The organism is Bradyrhizobium ingae (genome assembly GCF_055791185.1).
In genome coordinates this window covers 55,906-76,807 of the sequence record NZ_JBVUBB010000004.1, presented here as the reverse complement: position 1 = coordinate 76,807, position 20,902 = coordinate 55,906, and the positions used below count along the sequence as shown (strand labels likewise).

Genomic DNA, 20,902 nt, shown 5'->3' with positions numbered 1-20,902 from the left:
GTTGTGGAAGGCAATAACAGTTGTTGAAGCCTTGGGCCAAGCGTATAGCGGCGGGATGTCGAACCCTCCTGACGTCACCACCGCAGCGCCCGAACCCGTTGCCGAATGTCCGCACTGCCAGAAGCCGATGCCGCTGTGCATCTGCGACAGCGTTGCGCCACTCGAGAGTCGCGTTGCGCTCCTGATCCTTCAGCATCCGCAGGAGCAGGACAGGGCGCTCGGCACTGCGCGACTGACGGCGCGGCATTTTGCCGATGCAACGGTGCGGGTCGGGCTGTCATGGCCGAGCCTTGCCAAGGCGCTCGGGCGGCCGGTCGCGGATCCCGCGCGCTGGGCGGTGCTCTATCTCGGATCGGCGCGCGCCACCGATCTCGATAGCGACGCCGACATCATCGCGCTCACGCGCAAGGGCGAGATCGCCGATAACCAGCGCGCCATCCTGAGCAGGATCGAGGGCGTGGTGCTGCTCGATGGCACCTGGAGCCAGGCCAAGGCGCTGTGGTGGCGCAATCCCTGGATGCTGAAGTGTCAGCGCGTGATCCTCAATCCGGCAACTCCATCGCGCTATGGGCGCTTGCGCCGCGAGCCGCGCCGCGACGGCCTCGCCACCATCGAGGCCGCGGCCATGATGCTCGCGAGCCTCCAGCGGCGTCCCGATATTGCCGAGACGCTGCATGCGAGTTTTGAACGGATGTTAACACGCTACCGCGAAGTGGTGGCCGAGATGCCCGAACTTGCGCCAAAACCGGCAGGCCGAGGCCGCCGCCGCGATTTCCGACGCAGCCGCCGCGGCTGACTGATACCTCCGGGGCTTGCCCGCTGCGGGGTGGGCAGATACAGACCCGAAGGGATATCGTCATCCCGTGATCGGGCCTGAAGCGCGATGGGATCGGGATGAATCGTCATCGCGCGTTGGGTTAGGATTGGAAAGCCAGCAGCGGGATGGGAAGTCGGATTCAGGCCGCGGCCAGGGAAATCGTCAGGCAAGGCGCGCAGTTCGACCGCTGGGGCACGCTTGCGCTGATGGATATCTCCTTGCGCTACCGCCGCACCGTGATCGGCCCGCTCTGGATCACGCTGACCCTCGCGGCAACCATCGCCAGCGTCGGCACGGTCTATGCGACGTTGTTCAAGCAGGACGTCGCGATCTTCCTCCCGTCCTTCGCCGTAGGTCTGATCGTCTGGACTCTGATCGCCTCAACGCTCCAGGAAGGCTCCAACGTCTTCGTGGCATCCGGTCATCTGATCAAGGCCGTGCCGGCGCCGCTGATCGTGCACGTACTGCAGATGACGGCGCGCAACGTCGTCATCTTCCTGCACCATCTGCTGCTCGTCGGTCTGCTCTATGTCGTGATGCCCTGGCCGCTGCACTGGACCTCGGTGCTCGCCATTCCCGGCTTTGCGATCCTGCTGGTCACCCTGGTCGGCGGTGCGACTGCGCTTGGACTGCTCTGTGCGCGCTTTCGCGACATCGGGTCGGCGATCGTCAGCGGCCTGCAATTCGTCTTCTTCCTCACGCCGATCATCTGGACCGAGGACGCGGTGCGCGGCACCGCCTTTCACTGGCTGACGCGGGTGAATCCGTTCGCGACGTTGCTCGATCTCGTACGCAAGCCTCTGTTGTCTCAAACGGTCGATCCGGAGCAGTGGCTGCTGGGAGTGCTCTACGCGGTCGGCATGGCGACGATCGGCCTCGGCTGCTACGCGAGATATCGCCATCGCGTGGCGTACTGGCTTTAGGTGCGCTGCATGAGCTCCGCTGCCCACATCATGCTACGTAATGTCTCGGTCGCGTTTCCCGTGCTGTCGTTCCGCGACCGCTCGCTGCGCAGCCGGTTCGTGCGCGCGGTGACGCTTCGGAGCGCCGGCAATGCGCCGCGGCCGCACCTTGTCTCCGCGCTGAACGGCGTCGATCTCGATATCCAGGCCGGCGACCGGCTCGGTATTATCGGCGCCAATGGCGCCGGCAAGACCACGCTGCTCAGGGTGCTGGCCGGCATCTACTATCCGACCGAGGGCACGGTCGATGTCTGTGGCCGCTGCTTGTCGCTGTTCGATCTCGCGGCCGGCTTCGACGAGGAGGCGACCGGTTACGAGAACATCCTGAGGCGCGGGCTGGTGATCGGAGCGCGGCGCACCGAGATCGAGGCGCGGCGTGCGGAGATCGCAGAGTTCACCGAGCTCGGCGACCGGCTCGACCTGCCGCTGCGCACCTATTCCAGCGGCATGATGCTGCGCCTGATCTTCGCAGTCGCCACCGCGATCGAGGGTGAGATCGTGCTGCTCGACGAGTGGATCGGCGTCGGCGACCAGCAGTTCCGCAGGAAGGCGCGCCAGCGGCTCGATGCGATCGTGGCCCGCGCCGGCATCCTCGTGCTGGCCTCGCACGACATCGATCTCATCAAGAACACCTGCAACCGCGCGATCCTGTTGCGCGAAGGGCGGATCGCCGCCGCAGGATCGACCGAGGACATCCTCGACCAATATCTGGCTGGTGCCGGCGAGGGCAGGGCGTAGCTTCGGCCTGCTGCACGAAAGCTGGATCGGACGCTCCGGCTTGTTCGCGTTTGTGACCTGACCAAGGCGCGCGCTTCCAAAAAATGGAAATTATGTGCTGGTGCCCACGGCAAGGCTGAGCGATCGTAGGCGCTGAGCACTGCGGGCTAAAGCAGTGCCATCAGGGAAGCACGCTCATGCTCGCCGCGATCGAGATCAATTTCGCGCTGTGGGGGATGATTTTCTGCGCAAGCATCAAGCTGGCGCAGATGCTTGGGTAGCGGCCGCCCCGCCGCAAATCGGACCACGTTCCAAAACCCGATCGGAAGTCGGATGAAGGCGATTGCCTTACGTTCTGGCTATCGGACACCAACCACCAGCTTGGGGGCTCATCTCAATCTTGGCGGCTCCGAATGATCCGATACGCCGGTTCACGCTCGAGCAGCTCCATTTGTGCGGCCATGTCGCGCCATTGCAGGGCGGCCTGGGCATAGAAGTACCTCGTAACGGCATCCGCACGCTCGGCCATCTTCTCGCAGTGTTTGGCTTTCGCCCGCATCTGTTCGACTCGCATTGGAGAACAATGCTCCCGCCCGAACTTCCGAGCCTTCAACTATGTGAACGGGAACGCGAGAAATCCGTGCTCGCCAGGCAGGCAAATTCGTTGATCCACTTGCGACAAGCGATGGAAATGTCTAAGGCAATCGCAGTGGGGCCACGTGGCGGAGTGGTTACGCAGCGGTCTGCAAAACCGTTTACACCAGTTCAATTCTGGTCGTGGCCTCCATCACAAACTCCTGATTTCCTGTAATAATTTACGCCAGCGCGGAGCGGCCCGTGGCGGCGGATGATGCGACGCGCCCGGAACTCACCCGGATTTGTCCGGGGTTGGCGGTCAACGGCGATTCAGGTGCCTTGGCATGAAGATCGCATCACTTAGATGATGAATCCTGAAGCCAGCATCTTGGAGCGAACGTGGGCGAGATCGTCCGATTTATTCCGAAAGCCGAGATCGAGCGGGCCCGCCTGATACGGGAGGCCCGTGCGATCTATGAGAGCATCTTTCCGTCCACTGGTCCTGTCAGGGACCCCCGTGGGTCGGACGACCAGTCAGGCTCTCAGAGCTGATTGATTGTGTCTCCGCCAGGGGCGCGGCGGCGACTGTTTTCGCGGACGTTATGGAGAGGAGAGCGCGGGACGTCGCGCTCAGCCGGCGGCGTACCAGCCATCCGGAAAAGGCAGCAGCGGCCAGGCGCCTTCATTGTCGTTGGCGGCTTTGAGCGGCGCGTCGAATTTCCACGAGCGGGGCACGAATTCCTCCTCCGGCACGGGCTCGATGGCGGCCCGAACGGCATCCAGCAGCATGTTGAATTCGGCTTCGCTCATCGCACCCTCCGGACCACTCCGACGGCGCAAATTCGCAAAACCGGCTTTTTTCCCAATTGAGCGGATCGGTCGAATTTTATCGATCCGGCGATCGGCGCTCGATTGGTTAGCGATTCCCTAAGAAAGCCCGCGGGAACCTAGGCGGTTCCATTGCCGCGCAAGTGTGAAGGAGATCACATTCCCGAAAGTTTCTTTCCCGTAGGTCTGGCGAGACACCGGCCAACTTGAGACCGGGGCGAGCCCGACAGGAGACGCAACCATGGAGGCGAAGTTCCCAAGGTTTGCAGGCGTGAAGAGCAGGGCCTGGCGGGCCTCGACCCTCGGTTTGTTCCTGGCGCTGCTTGCTTCCGCCGCCTTCGCGCAAGGCACGCCGGAGCAGCGCCGGGCCTGCACGCCCGACGTCTACCGCCTCTGCGCCGGCGAGATCCCCAACGTCCGTGCCATCACGGCGTGCCTGCGCCGCAACAAGGCGAGCCTGAGCGAGGCCTGCCGCACCGTGTTCGAACAGGCTGGCGGCTAAATTCGCTGCCTGTGAGTTTGTGCGCAGCAAGTCAGCGCCCGCGCAGTCGGAATCGGCGCCGTAGCCCTGTGGACATGCTGCGGACAAGCTGTGGGTGGCGATCGCTCCCATTTCGATGAAAATTACAACCGGCGCGTGCAAGAAGTCTTGATTGGCGGTGATCTATCAGTGACCGCCAGCCTTGAACGCGGCCCGTACCCGCGGCGACCAATCAATACAGTGCATAAGGATCAGAGGAACGTGATCGTCGCCCCTTCTTGTAAAGCACCAAAATGGTGCTTTAGTGCTTTCCATGAGCCCGTCGCCCCGAGAAGCGCCGTCCGCGCTGCGCTACAGGCTCGCCCCTGAGCCGGCCGTCAAAGCCGCGCTGGAGGCGACCTTCGAGGCCTATGACCGCATGATGGAGATCCTGGAGGAGGTCGCCCGCACGCATAATGTGGGCTCCAACGTCGTGCTGCTGCATGCCCACGCCTACGACGCCATCCGAAAACAGACCGGCTTGCCGTCACGCCTGGTAACGCTGGGCTTGCGCGACCGCGCTGAATATCGCGCGGCGAGCGCACGCCGGCTGCCGCTCGACGACAAGCTCGCCAAGCTCAAGGGTCCGACCACGATCTCGATCGCCACCGTGCAGGGGCGCTTCAGCGTGCCCTTCGATTACGTCGGCTACGCCGAGGGCTGGGGCCAGAGCGTGCCCGCCCATCTGATCCGCACCGACGACGGTTTCGAAATTCACTACGGCGTCACGCCGAACAACCTGCCAGAGGAGGAGAACGCCATGGATACCATCGCTGCCGCTCCCGAGAACTTCCTGTCACGGGTCGGGCGCCTGATCGCAGGCATAGCCTACGACGCGATCGAGCAGGCCGAAGGCAAGAACAAGCTGAAGGTCGTGGGTCAGGCCATTCGCGAGATCGAGAGCGCGGAGAACGAAGCGCGCGAGGCGCTCGCGGCCGCGCGCGCCGAGGAATATCGGCTGAATGCCCGCCGTAGCGAGATCGAGCGCGCGATGACAGATCTCGCCGCAAAGATCCAGGGCGCGATCGACGACAACCGTGACGACCTCGCCCGCGCCGGCATCGCGCGGCAGATGGACCTCGAAGCGCAGTTCGAGGTGCTGTCGCGTGCGATCGACGAGAACAACGAGAAGATCGAGAATTGCGTCACCTCGCTGCGCGCGGTGCTCTCGGCACTCCAGGATGCCGAGCAGCGGCGCGCCGATCTCGAGAAGAGCGAGGCGGCCGCGGGCACGCATTCGACCGCGACTTCGAAGAAACAGACCGGCAACTCGGCCGCTGCAAAGGCGATGCGCGCGGGCAGGGCCGTGGCGCGGGCGACCGGCGTGCCGGCCGGCATTCCGTTTTCGAGCGACATCGACGAGCTCAGCGCGTTGCATCGCGACAAGGAGATTGCGGCGAGGCTTGCGCGGCTGAAGACGCGCTCCTGAGTGCCGTGTCATGAGCGTTCTGCTCGAACATGTGATGGCGCCTGAGGTCAGGCCGTTCGCGATCGCGGCGGCCATGATCGTCATCGTCGGCTCGGTCGAGGTGGTCTCGATGATGGTCGGGGCCTCCCTGAGCGAAATCCTCGGCAATGCCGTCGACTTCGGCCACCCCGGCCACAGCGGCGTGATCAATGCGATCTCCTGGATCAATCTCGGCGGCGTGCCGCTCTTGATCTTCCTGCTGTTGCTCCTCGGCGCGTTCTCGATCACCGGCTTTTTGATTCAGGACATTGCGCGGATGGTCGCCGGCCCCTTGCCGGCGAGCGTCGCCTCGCTCGGTGCGGTGGTCGCGTCGATCCCGCTGGTGCGCATCTCCAGCGGGTTCATTGCGAGGATCATTCCCAAGGACGAAAGCTACGTCGTCGGCCTCGGCGATCTCGTCGGTCGCGTCGGCGAGGTCGTCATCGGGCCGTTGGACCAGGGTCCGCCCGGCCGGGTCAGCGTCGCCGACATCCATGGCAACCGGCATTTCGTCTGGGCAGTCGCGGCGCCGTCGTCGGAGCCGCTGGCGCAGGGAAGCCTCGTCCTGCTGGTCGATCGCCTCGGCACCCGCTTCGTGGCGGTGAAAGCCGGCGATGAACTCAAACCGTCCAAATCCACTCTAAGCAATCAGCAAAGCAATTAGCGGAGAGACCTATGTTCGACATCGCAGTCCCGGCCATGATCGGCGTCGCGCTGATCGTGGTTCTGGGCATCGTCTTCACTGTCCTCTACAAGCGCGCCACGCGCGACGAGGCGTTCGTCCGCACTGGTCTCGGTGGCAAGAAGGTCGTGCTCGACGGCGGCGCCATGATCCTGCCGATCTTCCACTCCTATGCCAGCGTCAACCTGAAGACGCTGCGGCTGACGGTCGAGCGCAAGGAGCGGGAATCCCTGATCACCAAGGACCGGCTGCGCGTCGATATCGTCGCCGAGTTCTATGTCCGCGTCCGCCCCGATGATGAGAGCATTGCGCTGGCGAGCCAAACGCTGGGCGCGCTGACCAACGACGCCGAAGCCCTGCGCAGCCAGGTCGAGGCCAAGTTCGTCGACGGCCTGCGCTCGGTGGCTGCGACCATGACCATCCTGGAACTGCAGGAGAAGCGTAGCGATTTCGTCAAGCACGTGCAGGCGACCGTAGAGTCCGACGTCAAGTCCAACGGACTTGAACTGGAGTCGGTGTCATTGACGAAACTCGACCAGACCGACGTGAAGTTCTTCAACCCGGAAAACTTCTTCGACGCGGAGGGTCTCACCCAGCTCAAGACCATCACCGAGACCCGCCGCCGCGACCGCAACGCTATCGTCCGCGACAATGAGGTGGCGATCGCACAAAAGGACCTCGAGGCGCGGCAGCAGACCCTGGGGATCGAGCGGACCAAGAAGGAAGCCGAGCTCTCGCAGGAGCGCGACATCGCCAACAAGACCGCGAGCACGCGCGCCGAAGTGGCCACCGCGACACAGACCGCGCGCCTGACCGAGGAGAACGCCCGCATCGACACGGATAGGGCGGTCGCCGAGAAGGAGGCCGGCGCCAAGCAGATCAAGGAAACGGCGGTGATCGAGTCTGATCTCGCGATCAACAAGCGCAAGACCGACGCCCAGCGCGAGATCCAGATCGCGACGCAGGAGAACGAGATCCAGATCGCTGCCAAGAGCAAGCAGACCTCCGAAGCCGTCGCCGAAGCGAAGACTGCAGAAGCTGTCGCCGTGTCCGCAGAGGAAAAGGTCGTGACCGCACGTGCGGTCGAGGTCGCCGACCGCGCCCGTCTGACCCAGGTGCTCGCAGCACGCACCGAGGCCGAACGCAAATCGACCGAGCTGATCGTTGCGGCCGAAGCCGAAAAGAAGGCGGCGCTCGACCGCGCCGAGGCCACCAAGACGCTCGCCAGCGCCGAAGCCGAGGCCAACAAGATCAAGGCGGTCGGCGTCAAGAACATCGGTGAAGCCGAGGCGGCCGTCATCACCATGAAGAACGAGGCGCAGAACAAGCTCGGCAGCAACGTGATCGATTTCGAGATCGCCAAGAAGCGGATCGAGATGATGCCTTCGGCGCTCGCCGAAATGGTGAAGCCGATCGCCAACATCAAGGACGTCCGCATCCTGCACACCGGCGGCGCGTTCGGCGGCAACGGCCCAAGCGGCAGCAATGCCGGTTTCGGCGAAGGTCTTGCCGGCGAACTCTTGAAGGTGCATGCGCTGCGGCCGATGATCGACGAGATCCTGCGCCAGAGCGGCTTTGCACCGGGCGATGATCCCGTGAAGGCGCTCGTCGGCGCCGTCACCGGCAAGAGCAATGGCGCTGCGGTCGAGGTTGCGGGAAGCGTTCCTGCGCCCCAGACAACCGACGCCGCGGAGTAGGCTGCGAACGCGCCGGCTATGAATGTCCATTCATTGCTGGCGTGAGCCCCAGTCGATAAGAACAGGCCGTGCGCCTCTCGCGTGGCGTACCGTTCCGGAGTGCCGGTCGATCGTGACTTGAGCGGCTCGATCGCTCTCCGGACGAACATTGCAAGGCAACGCCATCGGTTGCCCCGGCACCTGCGCCCATGACGTGCAGGCGCCGGATGTTCTTCTTCATCGGGGCTCTCATGAATTATTTTCTTTCTGCGCTCATTGCACTCGGCCTCTCCGTCGCAGCCGTGCCGTCGCAGGCGGCGGATTCCCGCAACGTCTCCGTCGTGAACGAGACCGGCTACGCCATCAAATTCCTCGGCTTCAATTCGCCGGACGATGGTCTGGACGAATGGGACAACGAGCTCGACAAGACCTTGCAGAACCAGGCGAGCACTTATGTCGAGTTCGACGATGACGATGAAGGATGCGTCTGGAACATTCGCGTCGACTGGCAGAACTACAACGAGTCCGTCCTTTGGAAGAACGTCAACCTCTGCAAGTTCAACGTGCTGAGGCTGCGCTACGACCCCGGCACCAAGACGACCTCCTTCATCGCGGAGTGAGCGTCGAAATCACGGCGCCTTTGGCGCCGTGGCAGTACCGGCGGGAAGGGAGGGGAGCCCTTCCTCCTGATGGCGAGGATATGACGAATTCGTCCTTTGCAAGCGCCGGAGGCTTTGTTATACGCAGCCGCGCGCGAACGTCGGTTCGCCCTTTTCCTCGGTAGCTCAGCGGTAGAGCATCCGACTGTTAATCGGATGGTCGCTGGTTCGAATCCAGCCCGGGGAGCCAAATTCCGCATCAAATTCAATATCTTGCTGCACGCCGCCATGGCGGAGCGCGAGCTTGTTCACGCGGACGTGCACGTCGTTCGCTGCGCCGACATTGGAACGACGCCAAATCGACTCAATTCAAATCGAGGTTTCCTGACGCTGGGCTTACGCGGAGCTGATTCCGATGCCGAACGTTCAGGTCGACCATTCCCAATTGGTCCCCTCGATTCTGCCCACCGACATCCCCGATCTCAGCGACGACGAATGCCTCGCGTTGCTGGCCCGTGCGGTCGAGAAACGCGATTCGGCTCGGCTTGATGAGGTTGCCGCCTTGATTGGCCGGCTCGCCGTCGCGATCGAGTAGGGCGCAGGGCGCCAGAGCTGCGTCACAAGCCCGAGGCTCCCGCCTTGAGGCAATCGCCGTGTTGCGTTTTGGCGGGGCATGTTCCAAAGATGCCGCGATGTTTTCCCGCGGCGCCGTCCGCATTCCAGGGTTCCCCAATGTCCGGTTTTGCGACCGCGCGCCAAAAGATGGTCGATGGCCAGGTGCGCACCAGTGACGTCACCGATCGCCGCATCCTCGATGCCATGCTCACGATTCCCCGCGAGGCTTTCGTGCCGGCAAGCCGGCAGGCGCTCGCCTATCTCGATCTCGACCTCGACGTGGCCGAAGGCGGATCGGCCAAGCGGTATCTGATCAAGCCGGCGCTGACCGCCAAGCTGCTGCAGGCGGCCGAGATCGGCGAGGGCGATCGTGTCCTGGTGGTCGGCTGCGCCACTGGCTACGTCGCCGCCCTTGCCGCCAGGCTCGCTGCGCAAGTCACGGCCACGGAAAGCGATTCGGCGCTCGCTGCAAAAGCGAAGAGCAATCTGGCCGCCCTGGGATTTGCGAATGCAGCGTGCGCTGCGGCGCCCAGCGGCGATGGGGATCCGGCGGCGGCTCCCTACGATGTAATCGTCGTGAACGGGGCGACCGAAGTGACGCCCAGCGCGCTGTTCGAGCAGCTCAAGGAGGGCGGGCGGCTGGTTGGCGTGTCGGCCGAGACGACGCCCCAGCGGGCCATGATCGTGACCCGCACCCACGGCGAATTTGGCTACCGCGCGCTGTTCGACGCAGCAGCTCCGGTTCTTCCGGGCCTCGCGCGGGCACCTGCCTTCGTATTCTGAGTATTCTGACGGGGTGGAACCCGTTAAAAATACCGTTTTGAATCAGAAGTGTGGCAGGGATGCTGCACGTGAAGAGTTTCCGCCGCAAACAACCGTCAGGTAGTTCCGTCCGGCTTGCCTCCGTCCTATGGTGCGCCGGGGGCAACGACTCTCTGTCACCCGGCTCGCGGGCACGAGCCGGCGATAAGAATGAAACGGAATTTCTGGGATGCATGGGGTGAAGCTCTTCACCGGAGCTGCGGTTTCGGTCCTCCTGATGGCGCTCGCCGGGCCGTCGTCCGCGTTGGCGGAGACGATCGAAGGCGCGCTTGTACGCGCCTATCAGGACAATCCGCAGCTCAACGCGCAGCGCGCACAGGTCCGTTCGACGGACGAAAACGTGCCGCAGGCGTTGTCCGGATATCGCCCCAAGGTCAATGTGACGGCGAGCGTGGGCTATCAGTACCTCGACAACCTCGCGACGTCCGGCGGCTCGCCAACCAGCATCGTGCGGACCGAATCACACAACGCCAACGCTCCGCGTGCTGCCGCTCTTACCGTGTCGCAGACGCTCTTCAACGGCAACCAGACCGCTAACCGGACTCGGGCCGCGGAGAATCAAGTCTCGGGCGCACGGGAGGCATTGCGCTCGCTCGATCAGCAAGTGCTGTTTTCAGCAGCGCAGGCCTACATGGACTATCTCCGCGACTCGGCGACGGTCGAGGTCAACAAGAGCAACGTCCGCGTGCTCGAGCAGACGCTGAAGCAGACGCAAGACCGCTTCAACGTTGGCGAAGTCACCCGGACCGACGTCGCACAGTCGGAAGCGCAGCTGGCGGCGGGCAAGACCCTCGAGCAGCAGTCTGAAGCCACGTTGACGGCGACGCGTGCGAACTATCGACGCATCATCGGCAACGAGCCCGTCAATCTCGCGCCCGGCTCGCCGGTGGATCGGTTGCTGCCGCGATCGCTGCCGAAAGCGGTCGAGCTCACGCTGATCGAAAACCCGACGGTGACGGCTGCGATGTACGGCATCGATGTCGCTTTCATGAACGTGAAGGTGAACGAAGGCGCGCTGTTGCCATCGATCTCGCTCGTTGTTGGCGTTTCGCAGAGCTACGAGCAGACCCTGATTGCGTATCGCTCTTTCAGCGCATCCGCCATCGCGCAGGCCTCGGTACCGATCTATCAGGGTGGCGCCGAATATTCGCTGATCCGGCAGTCCAAGGAGACGCTGGCGCAGCAGCGGCTTGCGCTCGATCAAACCCGCGACCAGGCTCGGTCCAACACCGTATCTGCCTGGGGCCAGCTCGAGGCATCCAAGGCGCAGGTGCAATCGGCACAGGCCCAGGTGACGGCATCCGAGATCGCACTGAACGGCGTGCGCGAGGAGGCAAAGGCCGGACAGCGCACCACGCTCGACGTCCTCAACGCACAGCAGGCGCTGGTCAACGCCCGCATCAACCTCGTGAACGCGCAACACGATCGCGTCGTGAACTCCTATAGCGTTCTCAGCTCGGTCGGCCGCCTGTCTCCGCAGGTACTGGGCCTGAAGACCAACGTTTACGATCCCAGCGTGCACTATCAGCAAGTGCGCGACAGCTGGGCCGGCGTGCGCACTCCCGACGGACGCTGATCTCCGCGATGAGATCGGCGTCGCCTCGTCGCGATGCCGATTTGCGGTTTGCTTGCAATCATCAAACGCCCTGACATAGCCTTTCAATGAAGTGATGGCGCGATTCGCGCCGCACCTCGTGTTGTTTGCGTAGAGCTTCGGTGACGTGGGCAGGGGCGCACCGCCGCGCAATGAGTCGCAATCGCCTGATCTGGGGACAAGTCAGGCTGTCGCGGCGAAAATGCCGAGCTACCCCTTCGGAACCGGCCAATCCTGTCGTGCTTGGTGTAAAACAACGCATGCGAGGGCGTTGATGATGTGGAGTCGGAGATGACGCAGCCTGCAAAGGTCCAAGAACCCTCGATGGAGGAGATTCTGGCCTCGATCCGGCGCATCATTGCCGACGATGAGGCCAAGCCGCCGCTGACCGAGAAGGCTGCCGAACCTGCCAAGCCCGCAGCCGCGCCGGCAGCCAAGCCGGCCGCGATGAACGACATTCCCCCGTCCAAGATCGCGCCGGCGAAACCTGCCGCCGAAAAGCCCGCGGCGCCACCACCGGCTGCAAAGCCTGCGGCACCGCCGCCGCCAGCGCCGGCCGCAAGCAACAACCAGGACGACATCGACGCACTGTTGGCAGGGCTGGACGAGGCCACCCCCGCACCCGAGATGCGGGCGCCGGAACCCGAGCCCGAGCCCGAGCCCGACGTGCTCGAACTGACCGACGAGATGGCGGTGGAAACACCCGCGCCGCCGCCACCGAGCTTTCGCAAGGTCGAGCCGGGCAACGATGTCGAATTCGCCGAGGCCGCGGCGTCGCCGTTCCGGGCGGCTCCTCCGCCACCGTCCTACCAGCCGATTGATTTCGACGCGCCGCCGCTACCGCCGCAGCAGCCGATCCTGGCCCAGACGACGGTCTCGGCCGTTGAATCCGCCTTCAATTCCCTGGCCCATACCGTGCTGAGCTCGAATGCGCGTACGCTGGAGGATCTGGTCAAGGAGATGTTGCGGCCGATGCTGAAATCCTGGCTCGACGACAACCTGCCGGGGCTCGTTGAACGCATCGTGAAGGCCGAGATCGAGCGGGTCTCGCGCGGCGGCCGATGAGGCCGGGCCGCGCGGCCCCGATAAAGCCGCGCTCTTGTGACCCATTCGGCCAGCCGACCGGGCCGGGAAGCCGCTCCGCCGCCGCGCTTTCCGTTGACACTTTCCGTTGACTTGGCCCCCGCGCACGGCTTTTTAACAGCCCCATGATTGAGAAAAACTACCAGCCCTCCGATATCGAAGCCCGCATGTCCGTCGTCTGGGAGGACAGCCTTGCCTTCAAGGCAGGCCGTCCCGACCGGCGCGATGCCACCCCCTTCACCATCGTGATCCCGCCGCCGAACGTGACGGGCTCGCTGCACATGGGCCACGCGCTCAACAACACGCTTCAGGACGTGCTGTGCCGCTTCGAGCGCATGCGCGGCCGCGACGTGCTGTGGCAGCCCGGCACCGACCACGCCGGTATCGCGACCCAGATGGTGGTCGAGCGGCAGCTGATGGAACGTCAGCAGCCCGGCCGCCGGGAGATGGGCCGCGAGAAATTCTTGGAGCGGGTCTGGGAGTGGAAGGCCGAGAGCGGCGACACTATCATCAACCAGCTCAAGCGGCTCGGCGCCTCCTGCGACTGGTCGCGCGAGCGCTTCACCATGGACGAGGGTCTCTCGAAGGCCGTCATCAAGGTGTTCGTCGAGTTGCACCGCGATGGCCTGATCTACAAGGACAAGCGGCTGGTCAACTGGGACCCGAAGCTGCTCACCGCTATCTCCGATCTCGAGGTGCAGCAGGTCGAGGTCAAGGGCAGCCTCTGGTATCTGCGCTATCCGATCGAGGGCAAGAGCTTCAGCCCCGACGATCCCGCGAGCTTCATCGTCGTCGCCACCACCCGCCCGGAGACCATGCTGGGCGATACCGGCGTTGCCGTGCATCCCGAGGACGAGCGCTATCAGAAGCTCGTCGGCAAGCACGTGATCCTGCCGCTCGTCGGCCGCAAGGTCAAAATCGTCGCCGACGACTACTCCGACCCCGAGAAGGGCTCGGGCGCGGTAAAGGTGACGCCGGCGCACGACTTCAACGACTTCGAGGTCGGCAAGCGTCATGGTCTGCGCCAGATCAGCGTGCTCGACAAGGAAGGCTGTCTCGCCCTCGTCGACAACGAGGATTACCTGCACGACCTGCCGGAAGGCGCCGCGCAATTCGCCGAGGAATTCCACAACGTGGAGCGCTTCGCCGCGCGCAAGCGCATCGTCGAGCGGCTGGAGGCATTCGGCTTCATCGAGCGCATCGAGCCGCACACCCACATGGTGCCGCATGGCGACCGTTCCGGCGTCGTGATCGAGCCCTTCCTCACCGACCAATGGTACGTCGACGCCAAGACGCTGGCGAAGCCCGCCATCGCGGCGGTGCGGAGCGGCGAGACGAGCTTCGTGCCGAAGAACTGGGAAAAGACCTATTACGAGTGGATGGAGAACATCCAGCCCTGGTGCATCTCGCGCCAGCTCTGGTGGGGCCATCAGATCCCGGCCTGGTACGGCCCGGACGGCAAGGTGTTCGTCGCCGAGACCGAGGAGGAGGCCGTCAGCCACGCGCTCGGCTATTACGTCGAGCAGGAGGTGATCACGCCGGAGCAGGGGCGCGAGATGGCGCTCGACCGCGACAAGCGCGAAGGCTTCATCACCCGCGACGAGGACGTGCTCGACACCTGGTTCTCCTCCGCGCTGTGGCCGTTCTCCACCCTCGGCTGGCCCGACGATACGCCGGAGGTGAAGCGCTACTACCCGACCGACGTTCTGGTCACCGGGTTCGACATCATCTTCTTCTGGGTCGCCCGGATGATGATGATGGGCCTTCATTTCATGAAGGAGGTGCCGTTCTCGACCGTGTACATCCACGCCCTCGTTCGCGACGAGAAGGGCGCCAAGATGTCGAAGTCGAAGGGCAACGTCATCGATCCCCTGCATCTGATCGACGAGTACGGCGCCGACGCGCTGCGCTTCACGCTGGCGGCGATGGCGGCGCAGGGGCGCGACATCAAGCTCGCGACCAGCCGCGTCGAGGGCTATCGCAATTTCGCGACCAAGCTATGGAACGCCTGTCGCTTCGCGGAAATGAACCAGTGTGTGGTGCCCGAAGGTTTTGAGCCTGCAAAGGCGACGCAGACGCTGAGCCGCTGGATCGCGCACGAGACGGCGCATACCACGCGGGAGGTGACGGAGGCGATCGAGGCCTATCGCTTCAACGATGCCGCGGGCGCGATCTACCGCTTCGTCTGGAACGTCTATTGCGACTGGTATGTCGAGCTCGCAAAGCCCGTGCTGCTCGGTCCCGACGGTCCGGCGAAGGCCGAGACCCGCGCCATGGTTGCCTGGGCGCGCGACGAAATCTTGAAGCTGCTGCACCCCTTCATGCCTTTCATCACCGAAGAGCTGTGGGAAGTGACCGCCAAGCGCGAGGGACTTCTCACGTTGGCCCCCTGGCCGCTGAAGTCGACCGGGCCGACGGCGGAAGAACTGGCGATGGTGGCGGCATCGATGCCGAATGACGGGGCTTTCATTTCCCCGATGGTGCTGCCGATCTTCGACCACGCCGACTTCACCGATCCTGCGGCGGAGGCCGAGATCGGCTGGGTGATCGATCTCGTGACGCAGATCCGTTCGGTGCGCGCCGAGATGAACATCCCGCCGGCAACGCTGACGGCGCTCGTGCTGGCCGGCGCCTCCGCGGAGACGAAGGAGCGTGCGCCGCGCTGGACCGACGTCATCAAGCGCATGGCGCGGCTCTCGGACATTTCGTTTGCCGATCGCGCGCCCGACGGCGCAGTGCAGATCCTGGTGCGCGGCGAGGTCGCAGCCCTGCCGCTCAAGGGCGTGGTCGATCTCGCAGCCGAGCGCGCGCGTCTCGACAAGGAGATCGTCAAGGCCGATGCCGACATCAAGCGTGCCGAGTCCAAGCTGGCGAACGAGAAATTCGTCGCCAATGCGGCCGAAGAGGTCGTCGAGGAGGAGCGCGAAAAGCGCGAGGCAGCGCTGGCGCGCAAGGCAAAGCTGCTTGAGGCGCAGGAGCGGTTGAAGCAGGTGTCGTGAACCTGTTGTCATTCCGGGGCGGCTCGAAGAGCCGAACCCGGAATCTCGAGATGCTCAGGTGCGCGATTGCGCGCCATGGTTCGATGCGCAGCATCGAACCCGGAATGACCCTCACTTCGGAAACGGCTTGCTCAGAAACTTCGAGCCCTTGACGCCATAGCGCCAGGGCAGCTCGACCGCCTTGGTGAGGCCGATGCGGATGCCAGTCGCGACCTCCATTTCGCCGGTGCGCGCATGCAGCGCAATCGGCGGGCGGTCGAGGGGCAGGGCGTTGTGCGCGATCGTGATGCCGAGCGCCTCCGTCAACTTGCCCGGCCCCGAACACAGCGCATGCAGGTCGACGAGATGGCGCCGGCGGCGCATTGCGGCGATCCCATGGGTCGGCTCCAGCGCGCGGATCAGAACAGCGCTGGCCGAGCCTTCCTCCTCGCAGACGAAATTGACGCACCAGTGGATGCCGTAGGAGCGATAGACATAGGCAAAGCCGGGCGGGCCGAACATCACCTGGTTCCGCGGTGTCGGCCCGCGATAGGAGTGCGCGGCCGGGTCGGTATGATGATAGGCCTCGACCTCGACGATGATCCCGCCGACGCCGTTCACCAGCAGCGTCGCACCGACCAGGTCGGGCGCGACCTCATGGACGCTGCGCGCGAAGAAGGCCCGCTTCAGGGGCTTGCCAAGGGCAGGTGTGGAGGGCTTCGATTTTGGAGCCATTCGAGATGAGAATCGCTAGACGACAGAGCAGGATATTGCCCATATCTGCCATGTTCCCTGAAGCGGCGCGAGCCGGGTTGCGATGCCCTGCGATACCGACTAGGTAGAACCTGAACAGACCGGACACCCCATGGTCGTTATTGTCGATACCATCACCAATCCGCTGCGCCCGCGTCACCCGGAAAAAGTGAACCGGCCCGATGCCGCTTCGCCGCCGAAACCGGACTGGATCCGGGTGCGCGCGCCGAACACCCGCGGCTATGCCGATACCCGCAACATCGTGCGCGCCAACGGCCTGCACACGGTGTGCGAGGAGGCGGGCTGCCCGAACATCGGCGAGTGCTGGGACAAGAAGCACGCCACTTTCATGATCATGGGCGACACCTGCACCCGTGCGTGCGCCTTCTGCAACGTCAAGACCGGCCTGCCCAATGCGCTCGATGCGGCCGAGCCGGAGCACGTGGCTGAGGCTACCGCCAAGCTGGGGCTCGCCCATGTCGTGATCACCTCGGTCGACCGCGACGACCTCGCCGATGGCGGTGCCGAGCATTTTGCGAAGACCATCCGCGCGATCCGCGCTGCCTGCCCCTCCACCACGATCGAGATCCTGACGCCCGACTTCCTGCGCAAGGAGGGAGCCCTGGAGGTCGTCGCCGCAGCCAAGCCGGACGTCTTCAACCATAACCTCGAGACCGTGCCGTCGCGTTACCTGACGGTGCGGCCCGGCGCGCGTTATTTCCATTCGATCCGGCTGTTGCAGCGGGTCAAGGAGATCGATCCGACCATCTTCACCAAGTCGGGCATCATGGTCGGCCTTGGCGAGGAGCGCCACGAGGTGCTCCAGGTGATGGACGATCTGCGCTCGGCCGAAGTCGACTTCCTCACCATTGGGCAATACCTCCAGCCGACCCGCAAGCACCACGCCGTGATGCGTTACGTGCCGCCGGACGAGTTCGCCTCGTATGAAAAGGTCGCCTACACCAAGGGCTTTTCGATGGTGTCGGCGAGCCCGCTGACCCGTTCGTCGCATCATGCCGGCGAAGATTTCGCGAGACTGAAGGCAGCGCGGGCAACGACGGCCCGCTGAACCGATATGCCCCGTTTTTCGAGCAAGCGCCGTGTCAATCACAGCGCATCCGAAATGTTTGATCTGGTCGCCGATGTCGAGCGCTACCCTGAATTCGTGCCGCTTTGCAGCGCGCTCAAGGTTCGCCAGCGCATCGCAAAACCCGACGGCACCGAGGTGCTGACCGCCGACATGACGGTGTCGTTCAAGCTGGTCAAGGAGTCCTTCACCAGCCGCGTCACGCTCGATCGCGCCAATCTGAAGATCCTGGTCGAGTACCTGCAGGGCCCCTTCAGCAATCTCGAAAACCGCTGGACCTTCGAGCCGAAGGGCGAGGGCGTCTGCGACGTCGGCTTCTTCCTGTCTTACGAGTTCAGGAGCCGCATGCTCGCGATGCTGATGGGCTCGATGTTCGATACCGCCTTTGCGCGCTTCTCCGCCGCATTCGAGAAGCGGGCAGACGCTATCTACGGCCGGCCGAAGCTCACGTCGTCATAGCCTGGCGAGTTCTTGTCGCGGCTTATCCAGCTCGGAATGCCGGCCAGCGCGTCAAGCAACGCCCAGCGCCTTTCGCACGGCCAGCGCCAATCCACTGGGATTGTCTGACGCCATTGCGTGTCCGGCGTTCGGGACGATGCCTACATGCACGCCCTGTTGCGGAAGCTGTTTCGGATCGCCGCTGTTCGGCAAAGAGGCTTCGCCAAAGATCACGGTTCTGGGGGCCGACAGACTGTGCAGCAATTCTCGCCAAGTCGGATCGCTGCCGGCGACAAGCGAAGTTGCCGCACGATGAATCGCGAAGGGCTCACTGACGGCCAGTGACGCCGCCCAGCTATGATTGCCCTCGAGTCTGGAAGCTCGTACCAAGTGGTCGTGTCCGCGGGCCACGTAGTCGGCCTCGGACATGGCCGCGATCTTCCCACTCACGATGCCGCCTCCCGGATCAAGATTGGGTTCGCTCAGAACGAGGGACCGGATGCGTTGGCCGAGCAGACTTGCGGCCATGATGGCCACTGATCCGCCCATGCTGTGGCCAAAGAGATCGACGGCCTCCGGGCCGATTGCCTCCACGAATTCCACGACGCTGCTCGCATGGTCTGCGATCGAGTAGCCGAACTTTGCGGGACGATCGCTGAAGCCTGCTCCCAGAAGGTCAACCAGCATGATGCGCCTTCCTGCCAGCGCAGGATCGGAAGCGACGACGGGATAATCGCAGGAGGACGCGCAACCCAATCCATGAATGAAGATCAGTGGCAGTCCGTGTCCAGGGATGTCGTGATAGAGCAGGTTGGCGCCCGTGGCCTTCAGTCGAATCGACTTCATCGCAGCGTTCTTAGTTTGCCTCAGCCCCTCGGCGGCCGGCGCCGCTTCACGACTGCGCCGCGGCGTGGTGAGCGTGCCACGCGTGTACGCAGGCGGCTTGGGGCCGCACGGCGCGGCTTTGCGGCGGCTTGCGGGCCGCGGGCGAGGTCCATCAGCATGCGCAGTGCCTCGACCACCGAGCGCTGGCGCACCGCGCTGCGGCCGATCCCGCCAAAGCGGTGCTCGCGGTGGATGATGCGACCGTCGCGCGCGGCGGCGGCGAAGTGCACGAGGCCGACCGGCTTGCCGGGCGTGGCGCCGCCAGGGCCGGCGATGCCGGTGATGGCGACCGCGAGATCGACGCCGGCGCGTTCCAGCGCGCCGACCGCCATCGCAGTCGCGGTCTCCTTGCTGACGGCGCCGAAGTTCACGAGCGTGCTCGCCTCGACGCCGAGCATGGCGCGCTTGGCGTCATTGGAATAGGTGACGAAGCCGCGGTCGATCACGTCGGAGGAGCCGGGGATGTCGGTCAGTGCGCCCGCGACGAGGCCGCCGGTGCAGGACTCGGCGGTCGCGATCGTCAGCTTGCGCATCCGGCACAGATCGAGCAGCGAGCGGGAGAGGGCGCGTGCGTCGCTGCCGCCCATGGCTCACACACCCCAGGGAAGACGAATGGTGGCGCTCGCGGTCGCCGCAATGCCTTCCTCGCGGCCGGTGAAGCCGAGCCGCTCGCTGGTCGTCGCCTTCACCGCGACGCGCGAGATTTCGATGCCGGAGATTTCAGCGATCCGCGCGCGCATGGTGTCGCGCAGAGGGCCGATCTTCGGCCGCTCGCAGATCAGCGTCACCTCGAGATTGGCGATCCGGCCGCCGCGCATCGTGACGCGCTCGATGGCATATTTCAGAAACTGGTCGGAGGAGGCGCCCTTCCACTTGGCGTCGCTCGGCGGAAAATGCGAGCCGATGTCGCCGTCGGCGAGTGCGCCGAGGATGGCGTCGACCAGCGCATGCAGGCCGACGTCGCCGTCGGAATGAGCGAGGAAACCCTTGCTGTGCGGCACGCGCACGCCGCAGATCATGAGATGGTCGCCCTCGCCGAAGGCGTGCACGTCGTAGCCGGTCCCGGTTCTGATGTCGCCGAGCTGGCTGGCGAGACGCGCTTCCTCGCGGACGAAATCTTCGGGGGTGGTGAGCTTCATGTTTGCAACATCGCCTTCAAAGGTTGCGACCGTCAATCCCGCCCATTCGGCGATCGCCGCATCATCTGTGAAATCGGAGCGTCCGTCCTTTGCCGCGCGACGATGCGCGTCGAGGATGACATCGAAACGAAAGGATTGCGGCGTCTGCGCGATTCTGAGGCGCGCGCGCTCGGGCGTATCGGCGATATGCCCGGATTCGCCGATCAGCTTGACGGTGTCGTTGACGGGGATCGCGGGGATGGCGGCCCCATCGCGGCTCGCGGCGTCGATCGCGCGGGAGATCAGCGCCTGCGAGACGAAGGGGCGGGCCGCGTCGTGGATCAGCACGAGGTCCGGCTTGTGCGGGACGAGCGCCTCGAGGCCGGCGAGCACGGAAGCCTGCCGCGTCGCACCGCCGCTGGTTGGTGGCTCGTGGCGCAGGCCCTTCACCGCCGCCGTGAACATGGCGCTGTCGTCGGGGTTCAGGACCGGCTGCACCAGCGCGACGTCGGGGTGGTTGCTGAAAGATTCCATGGCGCGAAAGATCACCGGAACGCCGCCGATGGCGCGGTATTGCTTCGGCCCGCCCGTGCCTGCGCGAAGCCCGCGCCCGGCCGCCACGAGAACAACTGCGGTCCGCTCTGATTTCGCCATAGCGCTTAAATACTCAATTGGTAGTGATGAATGGGGCGAGAGGTGATTTTG

21 protein-coding genes and 2 tRNA genes are annotated in these 20,902 nt (G+C 64.4%); 17 read left to right on the top strand and 6 right to left on the bottom strand.

Annotation, left to right across the window (positions count from 1 at the left end):
* The first annotated feature begins 55 nt into the window (after window positions 1–55).
* The 3 genes from ACV1FX_RS07545 (at window position 56) to ACV1FX_RS07535 (ending at window position 2,517) form a co-directional block, all read left to right on the top strand.
* Window positions 56–796 (top strand): tRNA-uridine aminocarboxypropyltransferase, encoded by a 741-nt coding sequence (locus tag ACV1FX_RS07545; protein ID WP_473116917.1) that lies wholly within the window; start codon window positions 56–58, stop codon window positions 794–796.
* 146 nt (window positions 797–942) lie between these two features.
* Window positions 943–1,740, top strand: coding sequence for an ABC transporter permease (locus ACV1FX_RS07540; protein ID WP_473116916.1), 798 nt, complete (start codon window positions 943–945; stop codon window positions 1,738–1,740).
* A 9-nt stretch (window positions 1,741–1,749) separates the two neighbouring features.
* Window positions 1,750–2,517, top strand: a complete 768-nt coding sequence (locus ACV1FX_RS07535) for an ABC transporter ATP-binding protein (RefSeq protein WP_473116915.1) — start codon at window positions 1,750–1,752, stop codon at window positions 2,515–2,517.
* 373 nt (window positions 2,518–2,890) lie between these two features.
* Here the strand turns inward: ACV1FX_RS07535 and ACV1FX_RS07530 are convergent, their stop codons facing one another.
* Window positions 2,891–3,070 carry a hypothetical protein gene (locus ACV1FX_RS07530; protein WP_473116914.1) on the bottom strand — a complete coding sequence of 60 codons (180 nt, stop codon included), beginning with the start codon at window positions 3,068–3,070 and terminating at the stop codon, window positions 2,891–2,893.
* Between the two features lie 139 nt (window positions 3,071–3,209).
* Here ACV1FX_RS07530 and ACV1FX_RS07525 point away from each other — a divergent pair.
* Window positions 3,210–3,283: transfer RNA gene (locus ACV1FX_RS07525), tRNA-Cys, on the top strand.
* Window positions 3,284–3,702: 419 nt separating this feature from the next.
* Here the strand turns inward: ACV1FX_RS07525 and ACV1FX_RS07520 are convergent.
* A complete protein-coding gene (locus ACV1FX_RS07520; protein ID WP_473116913.1) occupies window positions 3,703–3,882 on the bottom strand; it encodes a hypothetical protein in 180 nt (59 codons plus the stop codon).
* Between the two features lie 259 nt (window positions 3,883–4,141).
* On the opposite strand from ACV1FX_RS07520, the gene ACV1FX_RS07515 reads away from it, so the two are divergent.
* The 11 genes from ACV1FX_RS07515 to ACV1FX_RS07465 all read left to right on the top strand — a co-directional run bounded on the left by ACV1FX_RS07515 (window position 4,142) and on the right by ACV1FX_RS07465 (window position 15,937).
* Window positions 4,142–4,402, top strand: a complete 261-nt coding sequence (locus ACV1FX_RS07515; protein WP_473116912.1) for a hypothetical protein — start codon at window positions 4,142–4,144, stop codon at window positions 4,400–4,402.
* 283 nt (window positions 4,403–4,685) lie between these two features.
* Window positions 4,686–5,849, top strand: coding sequence for a PspA/IM30 family protein (locus ACV1FX_RS07510; RefSeq protein ID WP_473116911.1), 1,164 nt, complete (start codon window positions 4,686–4,688; stop codon window positions 5,847–5,849).
* Between the two features lie 10 nt (window positions 5,850–5,859).
* Window positions 5,860–6,531 (top strand): OB-fold-containig protein, encoded by a 672-nt coding sequence (locus tag ACV1FX_RS07505; protein WP_473116910.1) that lies wholly within the window; start codon window positions 5,860–5,862, stop codon window positions 6,529–6,531.
* Between the two features lie 11 nt (window positions 6,532–6,542).
* Complete coding sequence (locus tag ACV1FX_RS07500) at window positions 6,543–8,246, top strand: flotillin family protein (protein ID WP_473116909.1); 1,704 nt, start codon at window positions 6,543–6,545, stop codon at window positions 8,244–8,246.
* A 230-nt stretch (window positions 8,247–8,476) separates the two neighbouring features.
* The gene (locus tag ACV1FX_RS07495; RefSeq protein WP_473116908.1) at window positions 8,477–8,845 is read left to right on the top strand and encodes a hypothetical protein; all 369 of its coding nucleotides are present in this window, start codon (window positions 8,477–8,479) and stop codon (window positions 8,843–8,845) included.
* Window positions 8,846–8,999: 154 nt separating this feature from the next.
* Window positions 9,000–9,074: transfer RNA gene (locus tag ACV1FX_RS07490), tRNA-Asn, on the top strand.
* Between the two features lie 165 nt (window positions 9,075–9,239).
* Complete coding sequence (locus ACV1FX_RS07485; RefSeq protein ID WP_473116907.1) at window positions 9,240–9,419, top strand: hypothetical protein; 180 nt, start codon at window positions 9,240–9,242, stop codon at window positions 9,417–9,419.
* A gap of 137 nt (window positions 9,420–9,556) precedes the next feature.
* Window positions 9,557–10,222, top strand: coding sequence for a protein-L-isoaspartate O-methyltransferase family protein (locus ACV1FX_RS07480; protein WP_473116906.1), 666 nt, complete (start codon window positions 9,557–9,559; stop codon window positions 10,220–10,222).
* Window positions 10,223–10,430: 208 nt separating this feature from the next.
* Window positions 10,431–11,837: a TolC family outer membrane protein gene (locus ACV1FX_RS07475; RefSeq protein ID WP_473116905.1), complete on the top strand. Its 1,407-nt coding sequence runs from the start codon at window positions 10,431–10,433 to the stop codon at window positions 11,835–11,837.
* Window positions 11,838–12,146: 309 nt separating this feature from the next.
* Entirely contained in the window at window positions 12,147–12,920 is a 774-nt protein-coding gene (locus tag ACV1FX_RS07470; protein WP_473116904.1) for a PopZ family protein, read from the top strand.
* Between the two features lie 143 nt (window positions 12,921–13,063).
* Entirely contained in the window at window positions 13,064–15,937 is a 2,874-nt protein-coding gene (locus ACV1FX_RS07465) for a valine--tRNA ligase (RefSeq protein WP_473116903.1), read from the top strand.
* A 111-nt stretch (window positions 15,938–16,048) separates the two neighbouring features.
* Here the strand turns inward: ACV1FX_RS07465 and ACV1FX_RS07460 are convergent, their stop codons facing one another.
* Window positions 16,049–16,651, bottom strand: a complete 603-nt coding sequence (locus ACV1FX_RS07460; protein WP_473116902.1) for a DNA-3-methyladenine glycosylase — start codon at window positions 16,649–16,651, stop codon at window positions 16,049–16,051.
* 130 nt (window positions 16,652–16,781) lie between these two features.
* Here ACV1FX_RS07460 and lipA point away from each other — a divergent pair, with 130 nt between their 5' ends.
* On the top strand, window positions 16,782–17,738 hold the full coding sequence (gene lipA / locus ACV1FX_RS07455; RefSeq protein ID WP_473116901.1) for a lipoyl synthase: 957 nt from the start codon (window positions 16,782–16,784) through the stop codon (window positions 17,736–17,738).
* Window positions 17,739–17,744: 6 nt separating this feature from the next.
* A complete protein-coding gene (locus ACV1FX_RS07450; RefSeq protein ID WP_473116900.1) occupies window positions 17,745–18,215 on the top strand; it encodes a type II toxin-antitoxin system RatA family toxin in 471 nt (156 codons plus the stop codon).
* Between the two features lie 51 nt (window positions 18,216–18,266).
* Here the strand turns inward: ACV1FX_RS07450 and ACV1FX_RS07445 are convergent, their stop codons facing one another.
* From ACV1FX_RS07445 to ACV1FX_RS07435, 3 genes are read right to left on the bottom strand one after another with little or no spacing between them, the layout of a single operon-like run.
* The gene (locus ACV1FX_RS07445; RefSeq protein WP_473116899.1) at window positions 18,267–19,040 is read right to left on the bottom strand and encodes an alpha/beta fold hydrolase; all 774 of its coding nucleotides are present in this window, start codon (window positions 19,038–19,040) and stop codon (window positions 18,267–18,269) included.
* A 20-nt stretch (window positions 19,041–19,060) separates the two neighbouring features.
* Window positions 19,061–19,666 carry a CinA family protein gene (locus ACV1FX_RS07440; RefSeq protein WP_473116898.1) on the bottom strand — a complete coding sequence of 202 codons (606 nt, stop codon included), beginning with the start codon at window positions 19,664–19,666 and terminating at the stop codon, window positions 19,061–19,063.
* Window positions 19,667–19,669: 3 nt separating this feature from the next.
* Window positions 19,670–20,851, bottom strand: coding sequence for a bifunctional 2-C-methyl-D-erythritol 4-phosphate cytidylyltransferase/2-C-methyl-D-erythritol 2,4-cyclodiphosphate synthase (locus ACV1FX_RS07435; RefSeq protein ID WP_473116897.1), 1,182 nt, complete (start codon window positions 20,849–20,851; stop codon window positions 19,670–19,672).
* Window positions 20,852–20,902 lie beyond the last annotated feature (51 nt).

Coding starts and splice junctions, on each gene's coding strand:
- ACV1FX_RS07545 (WP_473116917.1), top strand. CDS start 56: ATGTCGAACCCTCCTGACGTCACCACCGCAGCGCCCGAACCCGTTGCC.
- ACV1FX_RS07540 (WP_473116916.1), top strand. CDS start 943: ATGGGAAGTCGGATTCAGGCCGCGGCCAGGGAAATCGTCAGGCAAGGC.
- ACV1FX_RS07535 (WP_473116915.1), top strand. CDS start 1,750: ATGAGCTCCGCTGCCCACATCATGCTACGTAATGTCTCGGTCGCGTTT.
- ACV1FX_RS07530 (WP_473116914.1), bottom strand. CDS start 3,070: ATGCGAGTCGAACAGATGCGGGCGAAAGCCAAACACTGCGAGAAGATG.
- ACV1FX_RS07520 (WP_473116913.1), bottom strand. CDS start 3,882: ATGAGCGAAGCCGAATTCAACATGCTGCTGGATGCCGTTCGGGCCGCC.
- ACV1FX_RS07515 (WP_473116912.1), top strand. CDS start 4,142: ATGGAGGCGAAGTTCCCAAGGTTTGCAGGCGTGAAGAGCAGGGCCTGG.
- ACV1FX_RS07505 (WP_473116910.1), top strand. CDS start 5,860: ATGAGCGTTCTGCTCGAACATGTGATGGCGCCTGAGGTCAGGCCGTTC.
- ACV1FX_RS07500 (WP_473116909.1), top strand. CDS start 6,543: ATGTTCGACATCGCAGTCCCGGCCATGATCGGCGTCGCGCTGATCGTG.
- ACV1FX_RS07495 (WP_473116908.1), top strand. CDS start 8,477: ATGAATTATTTTCTTTCTGCGCTCATTGCACTCGGCCTCTCCGTCGCA.
- ACV1FX_RS07485 (WP_473116907.1), top strand. CDS start 9,240: ATGCCGAACGTTCAGGTCGACCATTCCCAATTGGTCCCCTCGATTCTG.
- ACV1FX_RS07480 (WP_473116906.1), top strand. CDS start 9,557: ATGTCCGGTTTTGCGACCGCGCGCCAAAAGATGGTCGATGGCCAGGTG.
- ACV1FX_RS07475 (WP_473116905.1), top strand. CDS start 10,431: ATGCATGGGGTGAAGCTCTTCACCGGAGCTGCGGTTTCGGTCCTCCTG.
- ACV1FX_RS07470 (WP_473116904.1), top strand. CDS start 12,147: ATGACGCAGCCTGCAAAGGTCCAAGAACCCTCGATGGAGGAGATTCTG.
- ACV1FX_RS07465 (WP_473116903.1), top strand. CDS start 13,064: ATGATTGAGAAAAACTACCAGCCCTCCGATATCGAAGCCCGCATGTCC.
- ACV1FX_RS07460 (WP_473116902.1), bottom strand. CDS start 16,651: ATGGCTCCAAAATCGAAGCCCTCCACACCTGCCCTTGGCAAGCCCCTG.
- lipA (WP_473116901.1), top strand. CDS start 16,782: ATGGTCGTTATTGTCGATACCATCACCAATCCGCTGCGCCCGCGTCAC.
- ACV1FX_RS07450 (WP_473116900.1), top strand. CDS start 17,745: ATGCCCCGTTTTTCGAGCAAGCGCCGTGTCAATCACAGCGCATCCGAA.
- ACV1FX_RS07445 (WP_473116899.1), bottom strand. CDS start 19,040: ATGAAGTCGATTCGACTGAAGGCCACGGGCGCCAACCTGCTCTATCAC.
- ACV1FX_RS07440 (WP_473116898.1), bottom strand. CDS start 19,666: ATGGGCGGCAGCGACGCACGCGCCCTCTCCCGCTCGCTGCTCGATCTG.
- ACV1FX_RS07435 (WP_473116897.1), bottom strand. CDS start 20,851: ATGGCGAAATCAGAGCGGACCGCAGTTGTTCTCGTGGCGGCCGGGCGC.